Below are 22,930 nucleotides of genomic sequence, written 5' to 3'. Positions count from 1 at the left end.
AAGGTGTGCTGTCCGTAAGGGACGATTTTTTCATAAATCAGCTGGTTGTCCAGAGAAGCTTTGCTGAACAGTGAGGGCCCAGGCCACCTTGATTCCGTCGATATAGACATCGGCGATGCCCTGCTTGTCATTCTTGGAGCCGGTCCAGCTTATATAGCTGCCGACAAAGGCAAATTCAACCTTGCCCTTCGCGTTAATCTGCTTAGCGGTGGTTCCGGAGTACGCGCTGCTGCTGACCTGTGCCCAAGGGCCGGTGAAAGCCAGAGAACTGCTGGTATCTTCATAGCTGCCTGACAGATTGTCGGTGGCAACGCTAAGCGTGTAACTGCCGCTGCCCTTGAAGGCATAAACGTCCAGGTAGTAGGTCCCGGTCTCGGTAACTGTGTATTCTATGGATTCGGAGGAAGTTCCCTGGTTTTCCGAGTACGCCAGGACATCCTTGTTCCCTTGAACGGTTACCGCTTCGGGAGAGTACAGGTACAGATCGAAGTCGGCCGTTTTATCCCCGGACAGCGCGACGCTGATATTCTCGCCGGCATGGAGCTCGATGGAGTAGACATCATTTACATCCGTGTCCTGATCCAGGCGGTTAGTGAGGCTGCCGCCAGAGTAAGGGGTGCCGGGAATATCATCATCCGTCAGTGCCTGATAAGCGTTGACCATGGCTCCGCTGGCCACACGGCCGGTCAGTGAGCTGAGCCGTGTGCCGCTGCTCATGATCCGATGCTTAACAGCGAGTGGACTGAGTGATGGATCCTGACTGAGCACTAACGCCGCTGCACCCGAGGCATTGGCGGCAGCGATGGAGGTTCCCCATGCATAGGAGTACACGCTTTTCGGCTCCGGCATAATGAATTCCAGGTTGATCTTGGCAATGGACGGGTCTCTGGAGATTACCCAGTTATAGCTGTCTCTGTCTTCATTCAGCGGATAACGGACACCTTCGTAGATGGTTCCGGGAAGTCCGACTACGTATTCCCACATGAACTCCTCTTTGAAGTACAGATGCAGGACATCGCTCACGAAGGCGGAGCCCTCAATTTTGTGCAAGGGATGAGAGCCGGTCAGCAACAGGCTTCCGCCGTCCTTCAGATAATCTTTAAGATGGGTCTGGTCGTTTTCAGTGATATTCTGATATTTTTCAAAGGAGGCACTGCCTGTAAACCAGATCACCACGTCATATTCCTTCATCTTCTCTGTGGAAGGCCCGTCGCCGCCGTCAGGCGCAGAGGTCACGATGTCTCTGTCTTCATCAAAGCCTTCATAATCCTCAAGTAATTCCTTGTACTTTGACAGCTTGGGGCTGGAGGGATAAGGAGCGATGTTGGAGCCGTCATCCTGCACAAGGAGGATTCTGGCGGACGGGTCGTACTTGGAGGCACCAAGATAATCCAGCGCCCTGTCAAAGGCATCCTGACGGTAATCCTGGTCGGCATCCTCCTCATCGAGCATATTCTCGAAGGCGATTCCGTTAAAAATAATTTTGGACTGGCCTTCCTCGATTTGAGCGGACAGCCCCGGATTGTTTACCGGCGCAGTGGTCCATACTTCCAAGCCTGGTGCGGCCACGTCTACGGATTCCATCCCGATATTAGAGTTTGGTGCCAGATTGCCCGTGTTATCGACTGCCGTGACGGAGAGAATATTGGGGCTGTCATAGGCAGCCGGGTAAGCGGGAGTAGCATCTGTATTCACGTTATAGTTGCCGGAGGGTGCCACAATGAGCATTTTTGAGGCGTCAATGACATCCTTCAGCGCTTGGCTGTAGGTGTACATTTCTGCACTGATGTTGGCGATCTTGGCTCCGTTCTTCTCGGCATATTGAATAGCTTCGATCAGAGCAAGCTCAGTGCCATATTCGCCTTTGATGAACTTGAGCGGCATAAGCTTTACATTCGGAGCGATGCCCGCAACGCCGATGCCGTTATTCGATTCAGCTGCGATAATCCCGGCTACGGCTGTTCCGTGCCAGTCTCCGTCCACCGCATCATAGAGCTGATTCGTATGATCAATGAAGTTCCAGCCGTGAACGTCGTCTATATAGCCGTTGTTGTCATCATCCTTGCCGTTACCGGCATAATCCTTTTTGTTGGTCCAGATGTTGTCCGCCAGATCAGGATGGTCGGTGAACACGCCGGTATCAATGACTGCAACAATGAGATCGCTGCTGCCTTGGGTAATATTCCAGGCTTCCGTAGCCTTGATATCAATTCCCGGTAAGCCGGGGCTATTGAACCCTGCGGGATCCTGTCCCGTGTTCAGCAGTGCCCACTGGTCCTTGAAATAGGTGTCGTTCGGGAGTGTGCCGCTTGCAGCGGGATACAGCTTGTAGTTGGGCTCGGCGTAGAGGACATTGGGGTCTTTATTCAGTTTGGCAAGCAGCGGTTCAATATCGGTAGATTCAGGGAGCGACAAAGCCTCTGCATTAATGCTGGAGAGCTTGCTGCTATTCTTAAGGATGCTGGAATCCAGAATGGAACTGGAAGGTGAGCTGAAACCGGGTTTGTACTTTACGATAATCCGGCTGCTGTCATAGGCAGCTTCACCGGAAGGAATCAGCTTAGGCTCACTGCTCTCGTTCCCCCCGCCGGCTGCAGAAACTACTTGAACGACCTTTTCTTTCGGTGCGGTTTCTGCATTCCATCCGCTTTTCCGCGGGTTGGCTGAAGCATTCTGGGCAGCGAAGGCGCTCCCGACTGAGCCAATCAAGAGCGATGTAAAGGCCATGATCGTAATAGACTTACTAAACCATTCTTTTCTCAAGTTTTTACCCTCCTGATTGAACGCGAAATTCATTTCTATTGGTTTTGCCCCTCATACCTGTATCCGGTATTTCAAGCGGATGTGGAATTGCTGAAACGTTCACCTCCATAATGGGATACCGTTAACCAATCCATTCGGCTAACCTAAAGTCAACATATATGACATGTGATATATGATACCGGGCTGACCTTACTGTAATCTTACAAAACTATCCCGAAAGGCTGATGTAAGCGCCATTAAATGCTTTTAGAGCGGAAAAATATCATAATTTTAAAAAATAAATGAAGGAGTAGGTTATAATGGTGTAAATGTTTCTAACGTTATTTAGCTAAAGGATTGCTGTGGAAGAGTTCAAATTATAATGCTGTACAGCGAGGTGAAGACGGATTGAATATACATGAAAACAATAACAGGATCACTATTCCGGACAGTCCGTACTATTTGCCCCGGCCCCGTCTGTATGAGCTTCTGGACCGTCACCGCCGGGTGAAGATGATGACAGTCGTTGCGGAACCCGGTTACGGCAAAACAGCGTTGCTCTCCAGTTATATGCTGGACCGGGGATTGCCGGTGGTGTGGTACCAGCTGCATGATAGCGACAGTTCCGCCGGCATCTTCATTTCTCATTTGCTGGCAGCCTTGGGCAAACAGCTGAAGCAGCGGCCTGACTGCCTCCGCCTGCCAAAGTTTATTCATCCAGGTGTGGAAGAGCTGTTGCATACACTCTCCAACTGGCCGGAAGAGTTGTATATTATTCTCGACCATGCGCATGTCATCCAGGGGGCAGAGGATATTCTTGATCTGCTGGAAAGACTGCTGAATGAAACACCGCCGGGCATCCGCTTTGTTCTAGTCGGCCAGCTGCTGCCATCCCTACCTTATGCTTCATATAAATTGCGCCGGAATTATTTCAATATCAGCAAGTCGGAGCTTGCCTTTACGAAGGAAGAGATCGCCGCCTTCTTTCATGATCTGCCGGCTGCACCCCTGGCAGATCATGAAATAGAATATATCCTGTATACAACTGAAGGCTGGCCGGCCAGCCTGGAGCTGATCCGTGATGCGGTGGAGGGGAAATCCATGGAGGAACGAGGCCGCATTCTGCCGAAGTTCGCGGATATTCCGCATCTTTACGATTATATGGACAGGGAAGTCCTTGAGCTGCAGACTCCTGCATTTCGTTCTTTTCTGCTGAAGACCAGCATCATGCGGGAACTGGACCTTTCCGTCATCCGCCAGTATTTGGACCCGGCGGATGAGGAGGTCCCGGCGCTGCTGATCAAGCGGTTCACCTTTACCGTCAATGCCAGTGAACAGACCTTCCGCTATCATAAATTGTTCCGTTCCTTCCTGCTGAAGCAGTACCGCCAGGAAACAAGCCGCAGTGTTATTAATCAGGACCACTTGAAGCTGAGCGGCATCTATGAAGGCAATCATCAGTTTTTTCCGGCTTTTGCCCACTCCATCCTGGGCAGGGATTTCGTGAATGCGGGCAGGCTGATGCGGGTGCTCCAGGTCCGTTATCAGCCGCAGGAATTTATTGTGCTGCTGCAAAGCTGGCTGGAAGAATTTTTTGATCACCACTATATTGAATCCTCTATTTTTCTATACCGCTGCATCCCTTTGTATATCTTGCATAATCTCATCGAACTGCTGGAGCAGAACCTGACCAGCCTCGAGAACCGGCAGCAGCAGATGGGGGCTGCGCTGATCCGCCAGCAATTAGCAGGAATATATAAGCTGACCGGAGACCTCGGACGGGCCAAGGCACTCTCGGAAGCTGCGCTGCGTACCTTCGAGCGGGTGCAGGATCAGCCGATGATGATGCTCAGTCTTAACTTTCAGGCCGATTTGCTGCTTAATCTGGGGCAGACCGCAGAAGCCAAGGCTTGCGCACAGCGCTGCCTGTTCCTGGCAGAATCGGAGGGCGATCTGCATTTCCTTCCTTATGCTTTAAGCGGGATAGCGGATACCCTGATTGAGGACGGGGCTCCAGAAGCTGTAGAGTATTTGGAGAAAGCGCTGGAGTGCAGCCAGGGAAATGATGATGCGCTTCTGTTCTTCCTGTACTGCAGCAGATGCAAGCTCTATAATCTCCTCCAGGATGTTCCCTTGGCTATCGAATGGGCGCAGAGAACCGTCCAGCTTGCCGAGGACTTCGGGTTTGACCGGGATATCGGACTGTCCCATATTTATCTGGCCCGGGCCTATGTGAGCGCCGGCCGTCTGCTGGAAGCCGGACCTTGCCTCGACATCGCTTACCAGGTGCTGCATCCGTTCAAGTTCCTGTTCGCGCATGTAGTCTCGGCACAGTATGCTCTGCTGCTGCGGCAGCAGGACACCGAGGCAGCCGGGCTGAAGTGGCAGGAGCTCAGCGGGGTATGTGAGAAGAACGGCTATCCCTTCATTGTGAGCCGCTATCAGCAGGAGCAGCAGGCTAAAGCAGCCATAGTTATTGAAGAAGAAGCCGCGCCACTGCTGCAAATCGGGGTGCTGGGTCCGCTCACCATCAGCTTCAATAATCAGCCTGTTGTGGTACGCAGGAAAGCCAGCTTAAGGCTGCTGCTGTTTCTGATTGTGAATCATAAGGCAAGAACGCCGCAGGATATGATTATCGAGGAGCTGTTCAAGGATCAGCTGCTCGGCCCGGCGCAGAATCAGCTGTATGTTGCCTTATCCGTCCTTAGAAGCACCCTGGAGCCGGGCGGCAATCCGGGGCGCAATTCCCGGTATATTAAAAATGTCGACGGACTTTACTCGCTGAACACCGGACTTGTGGATTTGGACCTTGCCGCTTTTTTGGAGGTGAGCCGGGAAACCAGCGATATTCAGGAGCTGATCCGTGCGGAACAGCTATATAAGGGCGATTTGCTGGAGGAATACAGATACGAAGCCTTCATTGAAACGGAACGTGAACGGCTGCGGATCAAATATCTGCATATCCTGAGCACGCTGGCCGAGCATTTCGCCGGGCAAGGGGATCATTACCGGAGTATGGAGTACTATGAAAAGCTCTGTACGAAGGATCCGTTCAATCACAAAAATGTTCAGGCTTATATCTATATGCTGAAATCCTTTGACTTACACGCATATGCCCAGTCGGTAGCGGAGCGGATGAACCGGATATCACAGGAATGGTCCGAGTAACACTGATAATCCATCCTGGATTCTAATCAGAGAGAAGCAGGGCTTCAGGCGGCCTCAATATCCATATATAAGTGGATATTGGGGCTTTTTCTGTGCGCAGCTCGATATCACGATGGGATGTTAATTAACATTTACAATTTCCTGTTTTGCATTTAAAGTAGGATTACAGCATGAATTGCCCGGGAATATGAATTTTGTGTAATTTTATATTACACACTAAGATCAATTTTTCTGAATGGGAGGAATGCTAATTGCAAAAAACAGAGGGAGTCTTACATGTTCCTGCCAGGGTGATGACGCAAGGCAGGCAAGTGATATTCGGAATTTCCCTGATGGCGCCCATCGCTATCTTTGGGACCTATGGGGTGGCTAATGAGCTCTCCAAAGGGCTGCTGCCGGCAGCATATTTGCTTGCTTTTCTGGTGATGCTCATTACGGCTTACAGCTATGGCAGAATGGTCAAGGTGTATCCGACCTCCGGTTCTGCATACGGCTATGTCCAGAAGTCCGTTCATCCGCTAGCGGGATTTCTGGTGGGCTGGATGCTGCTGCTTGACTATGCTTTTGTTCCGATGCTGTCCGTGCTGTTCCTGGGTCTGGCCCTGCACGAGATGGTGCCGGTAATTCCTGTGGTGGTATGGGTGGCGCTGTTCATTGCATTAAGCACCCTCATTAATATCCGGGGCCTGCAAATGGCCATTAAGGTTAACCGGATCATGGTGGGTCTGCAGTTTGTACTCATCGCTATTTTCTTCGGAACATGTATTTATGCCCTCGTGTCTCCCTCTCCGGGCCACTCCTTACTCTCCTCAGCCCCATTCTGGAATCCAGACTTCTCCATGCTCAGCGTCATTGCCGGTACCGCGCTGGTCTGCCAATCCTTTCTCGGCTTTGATGCGGTGACGACGATTGCCGAAGAATCGGTTGAACCTGAGCGGACGATTCCCCGGACACTGATCTTTGTGACGATACTGAACGGAATTGTATTTATCCTGATCGCCTATTTCGGCGTGCTTGCCTATCAGGGCCGAAGCTTCATCAGCAGTGATACCGCAGCTGTGGAGCTGGTGGAATTCCTGGGCGGTCCGCTCTTCGAAACCTTGTTCATGCTGGTGACAGCCGCTTCGGTCTTTACGCTTATTGTGTCACAGCAGGCCGGAATCTCCCGTCTGCTGTTTGTCATGGGAAGGGACCGTGTATTTCCGGAGAAGCTGTTCTGCTACACGCATCCGCGGTATGGCACACCGGTGGGCGGCATTGTCTTTATCGGTGTGCTGACGGTAGCAGCCTGTATGATCTTTGATCTGGTTACCCTGGCCTCGCTGATTAATTTAGGGGCTTTTGTGGCTTTTGCGTTTGTGAACCTGTGTGTGATTCTTCATTACTTTGTCAAAAGAAGGCTTCGTACGCCCAAGGCAGTCCTGATCTATCTGCTTCTGCCCGCCATCGGAATCGGGAGCAATATCTGGCTGCTTACCAGTCTGAGCCCTCAGGCTTTTCTGGTGGGAGGAATCTGGTTTGCCGCTGGGCTGCTGTATCTGACAGTAAGGACCAAAGTATTCACCCAAATCCCTGATTGGGGCCTGTTCGATACCTCTTTATAGAAGGGAAAAGACACTTATGCCCATTTCATTTCAAGAGAGGAAGGGAGTTAGACGATGCCTGTGATGGAGTCTGTAAAAGCGTCGGTCAATGGCACCAAAGCGGCAGTTAATCTGTATGCCGTTCTCAGAAATCTGGAGGAATTATGCCGCCTGGACCCTGCCTCAATTGCCCTGATACAAGGCAAGCTGCATACCATCCGGTTCAAAATACGGGGCGGACCTGCAGCGGATCTGGTTATAGCGGACGGCGAGGTCTCTATGCAAGAACCGGCCGGGGCTTCATCCATTGTGCTGTACTTCCGTTCTCCGGAGCATTTCAACAAGATGATTGAAGGGAAGGCGAATCCTATACCGCTGCGCGGACTGACCCGGCGGGGATTCCTAACCACTGACTTCACGAAGCTGACCCAAAGGCTGGAATATTATTTGAAGCCGGACGACGTACTCCTTAAAGATCCTGACTATTTCGCCATCCATACCCGGCTGCTGCTGAATACGGCAGCTTACGCCGTGGCCTGTATCGGGAATTATGATGAGATCGGGAGGCGCATTGCGGCGAGAATACCAGACGGTGTCATTTCGATCTCTATTGAGGAGAGCGGACAGCAGGTGTTCCTGCGCGCCTTGAAGGGTCGGCTTCAGGCAATGAAGAGCGCTCCTGCGGCTCCAAGTGCCTACATGGTATTTGATACCGTTCAGTCTGCTAACGATGTCCTTAGCGAGAAAGCAGATGTTCATGAGCTGATTGTTACCGAGAGGCTGAAGCTTAAAGGAATGCTGCCGATGATTCAGCACATGAATGATATTTTGGCTAAAGTGCCGCAGTTTGTGTAATTCAGACCCGGATGAAATGAGGAATCGATAGATGGAACCTAATAAATATACTAACAGCAGATTGCTATTCGAACGTGCGATGAAGGTTATTCCGGCCGGGGTCTATGGACATCTTGGTCCTGTCGAGGGCAGCATGATTCCGCCTAGCGCCTTTCCGTTCTTCGCCAGGGAAGCCAAGGGGGCTTATTTCTGGGATGTGGACGGCAACCGGTTCATTGATTATATGTGTGCTTACGGCCCCAACATCCTCGGCTACCGTGACGACGATGTGGATCAGGCGGCGAGAGCGCAGGGGGAGCTGGGGGATTGTGTGACCTTACCTTCAGTAAAAATGGTTGAATTCGCCGAGCAGCTGGTGGCTACCGTACATAGTGCCGACTGGGCATTTTTCGCTAAAAATGGCGGGGATGTTACGAGCTTTGCGCTCATGATTGCACGTGCCGCCACAGGAAGGAACAAAGCGGTGCTTGTAAATAAGGGGTATCACGGTGTGGCTGCATGGACGAAGCTTGCGGGGAATTCCGGCATTGCGCCGGAGGAGATTGCGAATAACCTCTATGTGGACTGGAACAATATCGGACAGCTGGAAGCGCTGATCAGTGCCTATCCGGGGCAAATTGCCTGCTTTATCGCCAGTCCTTATTTTCAGGGGAATTTTGTCGATAACCAGCTGCCGGAGCAGGAATATTGGCAAAAGGTGCGCTCACTCTGCACGAAACACGGCATTGTGCTAATCATTGACGATGTGCGCTGCGGCTTCCGGCTGGATCTGGCCGGCTCGGATCATCATTACGGCTTCGAGGCGGATCTGATCTGCTTCTGCAAGGCACTGGCCAATGGCTACAACGTCTCTGCCCTGTGCGGCAAGGATGAGCTGAAAAGTGCCGCTTCTTCGGTATTCTATACGGGGAGCTACTGGTTCTCGGCCGTTCCCTTTGCCGCAGGGATCGCTACGCTGAATAAGCTGAAGGCGATTCAGGCGCCTCAGCGGCTTCAGGAACTCGGCAGCAGGCTGACCAGCGGTCTGGCCGGAGTCGCCGCCGGGCATGGTATCGATCTGCGGATCAGCGGCGAACTGCCGATGTGGTACATGCGGATTGCAAATGATCCGAGCCAGGTACTGCACCAGGAGTGGATCGCCGCCTGCGTTCAGCGTGGTGTCTTCTTTACCAACCACCATAACCACTTTATTAATGCGGCGCTGACAGAGGAGGACATCGCCTTTACGCTGGAGGTGGCCGATGATGCCTTCCGGGCCGTGAAGAAAATGCACCCGGAGCTTGAGGGGGTGTCTTAAATGGCTCGGGGGAGAGCATTGCATGAGGAGCATGAACCTGGATCAGCTGGGTACGCTGGCTGCGGGCCTTGCTCCCCGATTCGCAGTGCCGACACTCGGATCCGGCCGTGTGGCGTTCCTGCTGTTTATCTAGCAGCTATGACAAAACACGTCACGCACAGCACTATTTAAGAAAGAGAGCTGTTGACTGAATTTAGAGTCAACAGCTCTTTTTTATGGAAGCAAACGAGCATACTGCTACGAGGGGGCTGAGTCTGTCCTTTAGGGTAAGCCCGAAGCTGCGACAGGCCAGGATCTCAAGTGAATTGAGTTCCGGCCCCATTGTCCAGTCTTACTTCCTGTCTAGAAGATGATGCCGTTCCCTGTAATACATGGGCGTGACTCCGCTTACCTTTTTGAATACTTTGGTGAAATAGCTCTGGTCGTTGAAGTTTAGCAGCGTACAGATTTCAGAAATGGGCGTTTTGCTGAGGGAAAGCAATTTTTTCGCTTCATTAATTTTAGTGTTCTGGATGTATTCGCTCACGGTGATCCCGACCTCCTTTTTAAATAAGGAGGAAAGGTATTTGGGGCTGAGGTCAACTTTGCGGGCAATATCATCGTGGCTGATGTTCTCATAGATATGTTTGTAAATATAATCTTTACAGGTCGTGACCGTCTTGGAATAGCGTTCATTTTTGACCTGCTGAACCTTCTCCGCATAAGTATAGAGCACTTCTTTGGCCAGCTCCCGGATGCCCTCAAGGGTATTCGCCTCTTCTAACTGCTGGATAAAGCGGTCATGCAGACTGAAAGCGACTTCTTCATGCAGGCCGCCGTCAATGGCAGCTCTGGAGACTAACGTGATGAGGGTGATGATGTGGTTTTTATTTGAACGGAAATAGCTGGTTTTCGACAAAACGCTGGCTACCTCCTCTTCTTTTAAAGTAGGGAGTTGGGTTAATTCCTCAACGCGTCCTTCTTTGATGATTTCAAGCATTTTCTTCTCAAATAACCGTTCATGATAGGTGTTCGCCTGCAGGTTTTGGGAGACGATTAAATCACTTTTCTCCATCTTTTCATAGGGCTCCGCCAGTTTACCGTTTCTTTCCCATACCGTTTCTGGAGCAATATAGACCTGATTAAATAGGTGGAAGACCAGCGAACTCAACTGTATTAACCTCTCATGGGGAACGACGGGGATGGAGTTGTAATACTGGATCACCTTATCCCGGAAAAAGAATCCCAGCGAATCATGGATGATCCCGTTTACCCGGTCACTCGATAAAGAATAAGCAACCGTCGGGCCAATTAACACGGTGCCTTCAAAGGCCTGATTGTTGAACACACTGATTAAGATAAACTTTTCAGAGAAGGCCGACTTCTGGATTAGCGGAAAATCATAAGGCTTGCTTGCGTAGAAATTCAACCGGGTAAATAAGCTCTGCTTCTGGTTCTCATACAGCGGGTTCAATAATTGGTTATTGGGCGATTCATAGATAATTTTACCGGCCGGATCAATGTAAAACACATGCAAATCAAATGTACCGGCAACAAGGTCACATAATTTCAGGTTCTTCTCCAGGTTAGAGTCCATGCTGATCCCCTTTCATCAGGAGCAAACTTCTTGCTTATATGCTACAAAAAAAAGTACTAAAATACCATAATGTTTTTTTAGGCAGTGGTATCCTTTTAGCAGTAAGGTGATTTGTATTTATGATAACGGTTTCATTGGATGCTGATCAGAAAGGGTGGACAGAAAACATGAGTAAATTTCCGGCAGATTTTATGATAGGAGCGGCAACAGCTGCCCATCAAGTGGAAGGACACAATATCTATAGTGATTTTTGGGCGATGGAGCATGTACCTAACTCCGTATATAAGGAGCCCTCATTGGATGCAGTGGATCATTATCACCGGTACGAAGAAGATATTCTGCTGCTCCGGAATGCAGGCTGTAACACCTACCGTTTTTCTATCGAATGGGCCAGAATTGAGCCGGTGAAAGGTGAATTTAATGAACAAGAAATTGAGCACTACAGAAACGTTCTGAATTTCTGTCACCGGCACAGCATAACACCGGTTGTGACACTTCATCATTTTTCCTCGCCTAAATGGCTCATTTCCGAAGGGGGCTGGGAGAGCGAGGCAACGATCGAATCCTTTGGCAAGTACTGCAGGTATGTTGTTTCACGGCTGGGCCAGCTTATTCCCTATATTTGTACCATTAACGAAGCCAATATGGGCAAGCAGATTACGAAGATTATGAAGCGGATGATGAGTGCAGCCACACCCAAGAAGAAGGATACGGCCGACGTTCAGGTGGGTCTGAATGTGGATATGGGCACCCGGATGGAACATTATTACCGGGAGCTTGGTGAAACCTTCGGAATCGATCCAAGTAAAGTGCAGCCTTTCCTCGCTCCAAGGTCTAAGCAGGGGGAGCTCATTATCATGAAATGCCATGAGACCGCGCGAAGCATTATCAAGGAGCTCCATCCGGCAATTCAGGTGGGCATCACCTTCTCGCTCTATGACCATCAGGCATTGCCGGGAGGAGAGGTGTCAGTACGCAAGGAGCAGCAGGAGGATCTGCTGGATTATCTGCCGTTCCTGCAGGAGGATGATTTCCTCGGCGTGCAAAATTACTCACGTAAAATTCATGGTCCAGAGGGCGTTGTTCCCCCGGATGATACAGCAAGATTGACGAAAATGGGCTACGAAAATTATCCTACGGCGCTGGGCAATGTGCTGGATTTCGTTGCCTCGCACTGGAGCAAGCCCATCTTCATTACCGAGAACGGCCTGTCTACGGACAACGATGAAGAGAGAGTTGAATTTATTAAGCAGGCTCTAAATGGAGTGTACCGGCGCATTGAGAAAGGCATCCCAGTCATTGGATATACTTATTGGTCACTGCTGGATAATTTCGAATGGCAATTAGGATATGACCAGACGTTTGGATTAATTGCGGTGGACCGGTCCACCCAGACGCGGCATCCGAAGGAGAGCTTGTCCGTATTGGGTACGATCAGTGCAGGCGGAATAGATTGATGAAGGTTGCAGACAAAGTAATTGTCGTTACCGGAGCCGGAGGCGGGATTGGCAGGGAACTAGTGCTTAATCTGCTCTCCAAAGGTGCACGGGTTGCTGCCGTTGACATAAGCGAAGAAGCATTAGAAGAAACAAGGAAGCAGTCTGGAGACGCAGGCGGCAGACTATCCGCACATATCGTAAATCTGACAGATTGTGAGGCTGTGGAGTCCCTTCCGGAGCAAGTGATCAATCATCATGGAACAGTAGATGGAATCATTAATAACGCAGGTATCATCCATTCATTTGTACCTGTGAATGAGTTGGGATATGACAAAATCAAGCAAGTGATGGATATCAATTTCTACGGGACGCTTTTCATGGTCAAGGCTTTTCTGCCGCATCTGTTGACTAGACCAACTGCCCATATTACCAACATATCGAGCATGGGAGGATTCCTCCCCGTTCCGGGCCAGACCATTTATGGCGCATCGAAGGCGGCAGTGAAGCTGCTGACAGAGGGACTGCATTCGGAGCTTAAGAATACCCGTGTAAAAGTTACGGTTGTATTTCCCGGCGGTGTCAGTACCAATATTATGAAGAATTCCGGGCTGGACCAGACAAAGAACAAGGAATTGAATCAGAAGCAGGTTGCCCAGTTGTTAACGCCCAAAAAAGCTGCAGAAATCATTGTTAACGGCATCGAACAGAACCGGTTCCGGGTACTCGCAGGCAAGGATTCCCGGCTGATGGATAAGCTGTACCGTTTGAATCCTAAGCGGGCCGCCGGACTGATTGCCGATAAGATGAAAGATTTGCTCTAGATAAGGAGATGTTCCAATGAGGAAAGTATTGAATTTGAATGCGGTGTGGAAATTCTCGAAACAGGATGATATAGAAGCCAAAGAGCCGGGTTACAGCGATCTTGACTGGGAAACAGTCACTCTGCCGCATACATGGAATGCAATTGATGGAGCAAATGGCCATGAATATGACCGGAGGGCCTGCTGGTACCGTAAGACTCTAACCCTATCCGAAGCAGACCGGAACAACCGGGTGTATATCGAATTCCAGGGAGCCAACAGTGTGGCCGATGTTTACTTGAACGGCCGTTATATCGGCCAGCACCGCGGCGGCTATTCCACCTTCCGGTTTGATCTGACCGAGCATTTCCGGTTCGGCGGCCCCAATATGCTGGCTGTTAAGGTGGATAATTCAGCATTTGAGGATGTGTATCCGCTGCGCGCCGATTTCACCTTCTTTGGGGGGATTTACCGGGATGTGAATCTTATCGTCGTAAATCCGGTGCATATTGATTTAATGGACCAGGGTTCATCTGGAGTCTATGTTATTCAGGAAGAAGTGTCTGATGATTCAGCCAGGTTGAAGGTCCGTACCCGGATCACCAATGCTTACGCAGAAGAGAGCAAGGTAAGATTGTGGATCGATCTGCTGGATCAGACAGGGAAGATTGCCGGCATTTCAGGTGCCGAGGTGAATCTGGCTGCCGGAGACACGGCGGCTGTAGATCTGGTTATAACCATTAAGAATCCGCTGCTGTGGGAGGCCGCTCCTGATGCACATCTTTACAAGGCGAGAGTATCCCTGCAGCGCTATAACGATACAGTGGATGAGGCTGTTATTCCCTTCGGTATACGCTATTTCCACGTTGATCCGGGCAGGGGGCTGTTCCTGAACGGGAGAGCAGTGCGGCTGAACGGTGTGGCACGGCATCAGGACCGTAAGGATAGGGGCTGGGCCATTACCGCCTGCGAGCATGATGAAGATATGGCGCTGATACAAGAAATTGGGGCTAACTCCATTCGTCTGGCGCACTACCAGCATGACCAGTATTTCTATGATTTATGTGACCGTGCGGGAATGGTCGTCTGGGCCGAGATTCCGTTTATTACCCGGATGTCGGAAAGTGATCTGACCGGTGAAAATGCCAAGTCTCAGATGACCGAGCTGATCCGCCAGAATTACAATCATCCTTCGGTGCTGTTCTGGGGCATCCAGAATGAAATCCAGATCGGCAGCAAGAATGTGGAGCAGGTCCGTAAGGTTGTCCGTGAGCTCCATGAATTGACCAAACAAGAGGATCCGACCCGGCTGACTACGATGGCCAACATGTTTATTGTTGATGACAAGGATGAGTACAACTATATTACGGATGTTATCGGCTATAACAAATATTATGGCTGGTATAACGGGAAAGCGGAGGATTTCGGCCCGTGGATTGATCAGTTTCATGAGATCAACCCGGATACCAGTCTGTGTATCTCCGAGTACGGTGCTGAAGGCATTATCGAATATCATAGCGATCAGCCGATAGTGAAGGACTACACCGAGGAATACCATGCGCTTTACCACGAGCAGGTATGGAAGATTTTTGAGCTGCGTCCGTTCCTGTGGGCTACGTATGTGTGGAATATGTTCGATTTCGGGGCCAATGTCCGGGATGAGGGCGGAGTGAAAGGGCGCAACAACAAAGGGCTGGTTACCTATGACCGCAAAGTGAAGAAGGATGCTTTCTATATGTATAAAGCACACTGGTCCACGACCCCCTTCGTCCATATTGCCGGGAAAAGGCATTTGGAGCGCGCAGGCAATAGCATCGATTTAAAAGTATACACGAACTGCAAGTCAGTATCTCTTTTCGTTAACGGTGTGATGACCGGAACGTTGTCCGGATCTGACCGGATTCTGGTGTTCAAAAATGTGGCTTTAGGAGAAGGGTATACTCAAATTGAGGTTGTAGCAGAAGATGAGACGGGCTCTTTTACTGATCTGACCGTGTTTAAAAAAGTTGCGGAAGTGACCCCTTGCTATTCCGCGCCTGACGAGGACAAAGGGGAAATGGTTGCTAACTGGTTCACTCTGCCTGAGCTTGATGACAATGAGCCATGGGTTGAGGTGGAAATACCGGAGGGAGTCTATTCCTCTGGCGATACGCTGCAGGATCTAATGGCTGATGAAGCCGCGAAATCCGTAGTAATCCGCGTACTGGGTGATCTGACCCAGATTCCCATGTATGGCATGATGGAGAACTTCAAAGTCGATGCACTGGCCGCGATGGATAATGATAGTCTATTGTTCAACAAACGGGCGATAAACAAATTAAATCAAGAGCTGATCAAAATTAATAAGCAGGCAGGAAAGGTCAGGTAGCTTCCTATGAATACAAAAATTGAGCGTCTGCTTCAGGCGGAAGGAGAAAACTACATCTTCCCTTTTCTATGGCTGCACGGGGAAGAGGAGGAAGTCCTCAGAGAATATATGGAGGCGATTCATTCAGCCGGCATCGGCGCGGTTTGTATAGAGAGCAGGCCTCACCCGGACTTTTGCGGACCCCGGTGGTGGCAGGATCTGGACATTATTATCGATGAAGCGAAACAACGGGGGATGAAGGTCTGGATACTGGATGACAGCCATTTTCCTACGGGATATGCCAATGGCGCGCTGGAGCAGGCTCCTGCTGAACTATGCCGGCAATTTCTTTATTACTCGTCTATTGAAGTAATGGGACCTGTAAAGTCAGCCCAGCTGAACGTGGCCAAGCATGCCAAATACGTCAAAAACCCGTTTGAAGCGAGCATGTTCTCGATGCGGGCGAAGAAGGAAAAAAGGAAATTTGAGGATGACACACTTTTAAGCGTATGTGCAGCACGTGTGGATCAGGGCTTCGATACGGCAACTTTAACCGATATTACCCACCTGGTGAAAGACGGGGAGCTGGTATGGGATATTCCGGAAGGCAAATGGATCGTATATGTGAATTATCTGACCCGCAATGCAGGGAGCCGGGACGGCTATATCAACATGCTGGATAAGATCAGTGCAGGCAAACTGATTGAAGCTGTATACGAGCCGCATTACGCGCGTTACCAGGCAGAGTTCGGGAGTACCATAGCCGGCTTCTTCTCCGATGAACCGGAGCTTGGTAACGGGAAAATGAATGATAATAAGCCGATTGGCGCAGAGCAGGATCTTCCGTGGAGCGTTGAGGTGGAGGTACAGCTGCTTGACCGGCTTGGTGAGAACTGGAGATCCCGATTGCCGCTGCTCTGGGAGTCAGGTAATCATCCGGATCTGACGGCAGAGGTCCGTTATGTGTACATGGATATCATCACACGGCTCGTGGAAGAGAATTTCTCCAGGCAGATCGGGGAATGGTGTACGAAGCGGAATGTAGAGTACATCGGCCATTTAATTGAAGACAATAACATGCATGCAAGACCCGGATCCAGTCTGGGTCATTTCTTCCGCGGGCTGTCCGGCCAGCATATGTCCGGTATTGATGATATCGGCGGCCAGGTGATGCCAGGCGGCGAGCTCTATCCGAAAAGAACGGTTATCGGGGAGCGGGATGGGGAATTCTTCCATTACCTTCTCGGGAAGCTGGGCAGCTCTTTTGCGGCTATTGATCCGGTAAAAAATGGGCGTACCATGTGCGAGATTTTCGGCGCATACGGCTGGGGTGAAGGCGTCCGCATGATGAAATATCTTGTGGATCATTTTCTGGTCAGGGGTGTGAATCATTATGTGCCGCATGCCTTTTCTGCTAAGCCTTATCCGGACCCGGATTGTCCCCCGCATTTCTATGCGAATGGCCATGATCCGCAGTTCCGCCATTTCGGTGCCCTGATGAGATACCTGAACCGGATGTGCGCCCTAATTAGTGACGGTAAACGTGTGACTCCGGCAGCTATTCTGTATCATGCGGAGGCAGAGTGGGCAGGGAATTATATGCTGAGCCAGAAACCGGCCCATGTCCTGATGGACCATCAGATTGATTTTGACATTATCCCATCCGATGTATTTGTGGAACAGGACCGGTTCAAAACCCGGCTTAGGGATATTCTTCAGGTCAATAATCAGGAATACAAGGCTTTGATTATTCCCTATTCGGAGTATATTACAGCAAGTACAGCCAAGGCTATTCTGGAGCTTCAGCAGGCAGGCTGCCTTGTTCTCTTCATTGATGGCCTGCCAAGCGGGATTCTTGATGGAGAGCAGGAATTGCTTGCAGAGCTGTCAGGATGTAAGGTGGCTGCGTTAGAGGCGCTTGCTGGAGAGCTGCAGACACACGCTGCTGCAGAGCTGGCAGTGGAGCCGGCTTTTCCAATGCTGCGTTATCTGCATTACCGGCAACAGAGCGATCTCTATCTGTTCACTAACGAGAATATGGCTGAGACGTTCCGCGGAACGGTAACCGTCCCAATCCAAGGCGCTGTATACGGTTATGATGTCTGGAATAATACCCTGCATGAAGTGCAGGCGGATCCGGTAGACGGGGGAACTGCACTTCGATTAGAAATACCGCCGTATCAAAGTGTAGTCATTGTATTTGACCATGCCGGGGCTACAGGGATCACCACACCAATGTCTTCGGATGAGGAGCTGGTTCTGAAGGAGGGCTGGACCATGAGCCTCGCGTCTGCTGTGGAGTATCCCCATTTCCATGATGAACAGGCCATATCCGGGTTCACCAGTATAGGATTGAAATATCCTGAGTTCTCCGGTTTTATCCGCTATGAGAATGATGTATCCGTTCCGGCATGGAACCGGGCAGTACTGGTTATTGAGGATGCTTTTGAAGGCGTTGAAGTATTCATAAATGATCAGTCAGCGGGAATTCAGGTTGCTCCGCCATTCAGATTTGATATCAGCAAGTTGTTAAATCCAGGAGAAAATACAGTCCGGATTGAGGTGGCCACCACGCTGGAGCGTGAGCAGTATTTCTCGCCGCTGAATCAGGGAAGTATCTTTGCTGCTTTTATCAAAGCTCCGTTTCTGCAGCCTACCGGAATTATGGGAGAGGTAAAAATACGGGGACAATATTAATCCGTTTATGGGACTTTAAAAGGAACAGCCGGCCTCTATGTTGGAAAGAGGCCGGCTTTTTTATGTATGCGATTATAAATGTAGTAAAATTTAATCATAACAACACCAAAAAAACGACTAAAGTACCATAAACAATAAAAAGAAAGCGTTATCATTAACTTCGTAACCAGGACGAGAAATACCCGGGAATGATTACTGGCTTGGATTACCGCGCAAATGATTCGGAATTTTGAAAGGGTGTGGAAAGTGTGGGGCAGATTGCAAACAGACAAGTAATCAAAGAACAGAAGGCTGCCAGTAAAGCCGAGAGAGACAGAAAATACCGCCGTGCAAAGGCCTGGCAGATGGCTATCTATCCGGTCGGCGGCTTCGGTCATAATGCCTTTATGTTCCTGATGGGCCTTGTATCCTATTATGCTGCCGGTATTGTCGGGCTGGGCACAGTGGTTGCTTCACTGATTATTACCGGTTCAAGGGTTATGGATGCTGTTACGGACCCGGTTATGGGGATTCTGCTGGACAAAACCAACGGGAGATTCGGAAAGGTTAGGCCAGCTCTGGCTATCGCGTATGTTCTGATGGCTGCTTCGACTCTTCTGTTGTTTTTTACAAACCATCTTGTTCCTGAGGGTTTGAAGCTTGTTTATTTTATAGTCCTGTATTTTGTATTTATTATCGGCTATGCGCTGTCCCAGATTTCACTCAATATCGGGAATGCCGTTATTACGAATGATCCGGAGCAACGGCCTCTGTTCGGCGGGCTGACCATGATCTATACGATGATTTTCTACACAGGCGCATCCGTGTACCTGTCCTTATATTTGACCGGCAAATATGGCGGTTATACGAATGTCGAGCTTTTTCAGGAAATGACAATCTCAACAGTAATCATTGCGGGTATTGCCTATACTCTCGCCATTATTGGAATTGCCTCCAAGGACCGCAGTGAAAACTACGGCACAGGCCAAAAAACGGAAGCCATCAAATTAAAAGAGATTTGGCCCCTGTTCAAAAGCAACCGCCCGCTGCAGATGTATGTCATCGCTGCCTCGATCGACAAGCTCAGCCTGCAAATCGCCGGAAATCAGATTGTGAATGTCATGTTGTTCGGCATTGTTATCGGCAATTACAGCCTGCTGGGAACGACAAACGCCATAGGCATGATTCCGAATATATTAGTGCTGGTGTTCGGAATCCGCTACTCCATGAGATTCGGCTCGAAAAAAGGGTTCGTGATTGCCACCTGGGCCTGCATCATCAGCTACAGCCTTCTATTGCTGCTGCTGTGGCTGGGTGATCCCACTCAAATCCGGATGGATAATATGGGCTTTATGACCATCAGCTTCATGGTACTGTATCTGGTTGGCGGAGCTGTACGGTATGTAGGTTCAGGCCTGATGATGCCGATGCTGGCCGATGTCATTGATTACAGTGCGTACAAATCCAATTATTATGCCCCTGGACTGATTTCTTCTGTATACGCATTCATTGATAAAGGAGTGTCTTCCCTACAGCAGACCTTTGTCGGCATCATGCTCGCGTTTATCGGCTTCAGAACGGCATTTCCTGATGTGGATACACCATACTCCGGTAAAATTTTCTGGATGACAATGTTCCTCGCCAGCGGAGTAATGCTGCTCGCGTGGATTATCTCCCTGATTGCAATGAAGTTCTATGAGCTGGATAAGGACCGTATGGCCGAAATTCAGGAAGAGCTTGAGGCGAGGCGCCAAGCTGCCCAGATTTAATATGAAAGGGGAAGAATAGATGACGGATTTCTCAAGTGTTAAGGGGAAGGTGGTTATCGTAACAGGCGCCGCCGATGGATTGGGTGAGGCTATTGCCCAATGCTATGCAGAGAATGGAATGAGGGTTGTCGTCACAGACATCAATAACGGGAAAGGGCAGCAAACTGTTGAACAGATCAAGGCACAGGGCGGCGAAGCTTCTTTCTTCAAGGCCGATGTCAGCAGCGAACAGGAGATTAAGGGAATGATAGATTATGCGGTTTCAACCTATGGCCGTCTGGATGGCCTGGTCAACAATGCAGGCATTGCTGCTCCCAACCGCCCGCTCCACGAATATTCGGCAGAAGAATTTGACCGGATTACCTCTGTGGATCTGAAGGGCGTCTTCCTGGGTATGAAGCATGGTGTGGAGGCTATTCTGCGGTCGAAATCATCAGGCGGCTTCATTGTGAATATTGCCTCACTGGCCGGAATATTGGGCAACAGCTCCATGGGACTCTATACTTCATCCAAGCATGGCGTAGTGGGCTTGACCAAGAGCGCAGCTCTCGACTATGCGCCTTATAATATCACTGTAAATGCCATTTGCCCGGGAACCTTCCGAACCTCGATCTGGGGGCAGGCGCCTGAAGAAGTGATACAGGAATTTGCCACAATTATCTCTCCAAACGGGAAGCTTGGAGATCCGCGGGAAATTGCCCATTTGGCCCTATTCCTGGCCTCTGACCTGGCACGTTATATAAGTGGTGCAGCGATTCCTGTTGACGCAGGCGCTGGTGCTGGCAAGCTTACGCCTACCAAGTGGGAGCATCCGGAAATTCTACAATAATCCAGAGGTGAGTGTGATCATGAAGACGACGTTTAGCAATCCGGTTATTCCCGGCTTCCATCCTGACCCGAGCGTCTGCAGAGTAGACGAAGATTATTATCTGGTTACAAGCTCATTCGATTATTTTCCGGGAATCCCGGTCTTTCACAGCAGGGATCTGGTGAACTGGCGGCAGCTCGGACATGTGCTGACCCGTGACAGCCAGCTTCAGCTTCAGGGCTCATTCCCGCCGGGATGGTCTCAGGGAATATATGCACCCACGATCCGTTATCATGAAGGCTTGTTTTATGTGATCACGACCAATATTTCTATACAAAAGAGCTTCTATGTCTGGGCGGATAATCCGCAAGGTCCCTGGTCTGAACCGGTCTTCCTTGACAGCTGGGGAGGGGTTGATCCCTCCCTATTTTTCGATGAAGACGGGAAGGTGTATGTAACAGGTACATCTGACTTTATGGGCGAGCAGACCGGGATCTATCAGGCGGAACTGGATATAGCAGACGGGAAGCTATTGAGTACAAGAAGACTGATCTGGGAAGGGACGGGCGGGAGCCATCCAGAAGGTCCGCACTTATACCGGATTAACGGCTGGTATTATTTAATGGCAGCCGAGGGCGGTACTGAATACGGGCATATGGAGACGATTGCCAGGAGCCGTAATCCGTATGGGCCGTTCGAATCCAATCCGGCTAATCCAATCCTCTCGAACCGGAGTACGTCCAAACCTATTCAGGCAACGGGACATGCAGATCTGGTGCAGGCAAAGGATGGCAGCTGGTGGTGTGTCTTTCTGGGCATTAGGCCGGTCGGCAATGCTAAACGCCATATCCTGGGCCGTGAGACGAATCTGGCACCGGTCTCCTGGAACGAAGAAGGCTGGCCAGTCGCAGGAAATCATGGGTTGGCCGAGTTGGAGTATGATGCCGGTACTCTGCCGCTCGGGGAACCGGCGGCCTGGGAACACAGAGAGGATTTTGATGCCGAAATGCTCGGGCCGGTATGGAACTTTTACCGTAATCCGGAGCCGGATTCGTGGTCTTTGAAGGAACGTCCGGGTTATCTGACGTTGAAGGGGCGGGTATGCGGCCTTAGTGAAAAGGGGTCACCCGCGTTCGTTGGCCGCAGGCAGCAGCATAAAAACTGTGAAATCCGTACTAAGCTGGAGTTCTTGCCCGAAGAGGGCGAGGAAGCCGGGCTTACCGTATTCATGAATGAAAAATTCCATTATGAGATTGCCAAGACACTGAGGGACGGAGTACCCAAATTAATATTCAGACGCCGGATGGGCAGCATTATGCAGATTGCAGCGGAAGTGGATTATGACGGATCCGAAGTTATCCTGGGTATTCAGGCGAATGAAGTTATGTATACGTTTACTTATGCGCATCCAGACAGGACAACAACTGAGGTTATTGGAAAAGGCGAGGTTGCATTCCTTACTAAGGAGGTCGCAGGCGGCTTTGCCGGCACGTTCTTTGCGATGTATGCGGCCGGCAGCGGAAAGAATGCGGAAACGCCAGCGCATTTTGATTATTTTGATTACGTTCCATTGGAGGATAGGCCGCTAAATCTGTTTGAAGTGTTCACCCGGTCTGAATGATTATAGGAGAAGCCTAAATGAGCCGGCCCCGAAAGGGGCTCGGCTTCAGTTATTATATACACGGCGGGAAATTTCCTGTAAATACCCTTGAAAACCATTAAAAATCCCTATGTAATTATATACTGATAATAGTATAGTTCATGTAGAGGAATTTAAGGATGCTTACATCCTATGATATAGATGGAACAATAACGAAGGCAGGTCACCTATGATGCTCAAACACGGGATGCAAAAGTTCGTTGTCAGAAT

13 protein-coding genes are annotated in these 22,930 nt (G+C 50.1%); 11 read left to right on the top strand and 2 right to left on the bottom strand.

The features are described 5' to 3' along the window. Positions 1-30 precede the first annotated feature (30 nt). Positions 31-2,763 (bottom strand): S8 family serine peptidase, encoded by a 2,733-nt coding sequence (locus L6H70_RS10365; RefSeq protein ID WP_236332529.1) that lies wholly within the window; start codon positions 2,761-2,763, stop codon positions 31-33. A gap of 387 nt (positions 2,764-3,150) precedes the next feature. On the opposite strand from L6H70_RS10365, the gene L6H70_RS10360 reads away from it, so the two are divergent. The 4 genes from L6H70_RS10360 to L6H70_RS10345 all read left to right on the top strand — a co-directional run bounded on the left by L6H70_RS10360 (position 3,151) and on the right by L6H70_RS10345 (position 9,645). After that, entirely contained in the window at positions 3,151-5,910 is a 2,760-nt protein-coding gene (locus tag L6H70_RS10360; RefSeq protein WP_236332527.1) for an AfsR/SARP family transcriptional regulator, read from the top strand. A gap of 251 nt (positions 5,911-6,161) precedes the next feature. Then, positions 6,162-7,514 (top strand): APC family permease, encoded by a 1,353-nt coding sequence (locus L6H70_RS10355; RefSeq protein WP_236332525.1) that lies wholly within the window; start codon positions 6,162-6,164, stop codon positions 7,512-7,514. 54 nt (positions 7,515-7,568) lie between these two features. Then, positions 7,569-8,348 carry an SCP2 sterol-binding domain-containing protein gene (locus tag L6H70_RS10350; protein WP_236332523.1) on the top strand — a complete coding sequence of 260 codons (780 nt, stop codon included), beginning with the start codon at positions 7,569-7,571 and terminating at the stop codon, positions 8,346-8,348. A gap of 31 nt (positions 8,349-8,379) precedes the next feature. Continuing rightward, complete coding sequence (locus L6H70_RS10345) at positions 8,380-9,645, top strand: aminotransferase class III-fold pyridoxal phosphate-dependent enzyme (RefSeq protein ID WP_236332521.1); 1,266 nt, start codon at positions 8,380-8,382, stop codon at positions 9,643-9,645. A 331-nt stretch (positions 9,646-9,976) separates the two neighbouring features. Here the strand turns inward: L6H70_RS10345 and L6H70_RS10340 are convergent, their stop codons facing one another. Next, on the bottom strand, positions 9,977-11,221 hold the full coding sequence (locus tag L6H70_RS10340; protein WP_236332519.1) for a helix-turn-helix domain-containing protein: 1,245 nt from the start codon (positions 11,219-11,221) through the stop codon (positions 9,977-9,979). A 167-nt stretch (positions 11,222-11,388) separates the two neighbouring features. Here L6H70_RS10340 and L6H70_RS10335 point away from each other — a divergent pair, with 167 nt between their 5' ends. From L6H70_RS10335 to L6H70_RS10305, 7 genes are all read left to right on the top strand, one after another. Next, positions 11,389-12,678 (top strand): glycoside hydrolase family 1 protein, encoded by a 1,290-nt coding sequence (locus L6H70_RS10335; RefSeq protein WP_236332517.1) that lies wholly within the window; start codon positions 11,389-11,391, stop codon positions 12,676-12,678. Then, positions 12,678-13,481, top strand: a complete 804-nt coding sequence (locus L6H70_RS10330) for an SDR family NAD(P)-dependent oxidoreductase (protein WP_236332515.1) — start codon at positions 12,678-12,680, stop codon at positions 13,479-13,481. Before L6H70_RS10335 ends, L6H70_RS10330 begins: the two co-directional genes overlap by 1 nt. A 16-nt stretch (positions 13,482-13,497) precedes the next feature. After that, on the top strand, positions 13,498-15,828 hold the full coding sequence (locus L6H70_RS10325; RefSeq protein ID WP_236332512.1) for a glycoside hydrolase family 2 protein: 2,331 nt from the start codon (positions 13,498-13,500) through the stop codon (positions 15,826-15,828). A 6-nt stretch (positions 15,829-15,834) separates the two neighbouring features. Further along, positions 15,835-18,504 (top strand): glycosyl hydrolase, encoded by a 2,670-nt coding sequence (locus tag L6H70_RS10320; protein ID WP_236332511.1) that lies wholly within the window; start codon positions 15,835-15,837, stop codon positions 18,502-18,504. Positions 18,505-18,752: 248 nt separating this feature from the next. Then, positions 18,753-20,252, top strand: coding sequence for an MFS transporter (locus L6H70_RS10315; RefSeq protein ID WP_236332509.1), 1,500 nt, complete (start codon positions 18,753-18,755; stop codon positions 20,250-20,252). A 19-nt stretch (positions 20,253-20,271) separates the two neighbouring features. Beyond that, the gene (locus tag L6H70_RS10310) at positions 20,272-21,081 is read left to right on the top strand and encodes an SDR family NAD(P)-dependent oxidoreductase (protein WP_236332507.1); all 810 of its coding nucleotides are present in this window, start codon (positions 20,272-20,274) and stop codon (positions 21,079-21,081) included. A gap of 19 nt (positions 21,082-21,100) precedes the next feature. After that, a complete protein-coding gene (locus tag L6H70_RS10305; RefSeq protein ID WP_236332505.1) occupies positions 21,101-22,681 on the top strand; it encodes a glycoside hydrolase family 43 protein in 1,581 nt (526 codons plus the stop codon). Positions 22,682-22,930: the final 249 nt, after the last annotated feature.

It is taken from the genome of Paenibacillus auburnensis (genome assembly GCF_927798115.1).
Taxonomy (GTDB): Bacteria; Bacillota; Bacilli; order Paenibacillales; family Paenibacillaceae; genus Paenibacillus_AQ; species Paenibacillus_AQ auburnensis.
Note: the sequence above shows the minus strand (reverse complement) of the source record. Positions and strands in the feature narration are given on the sequence as shown.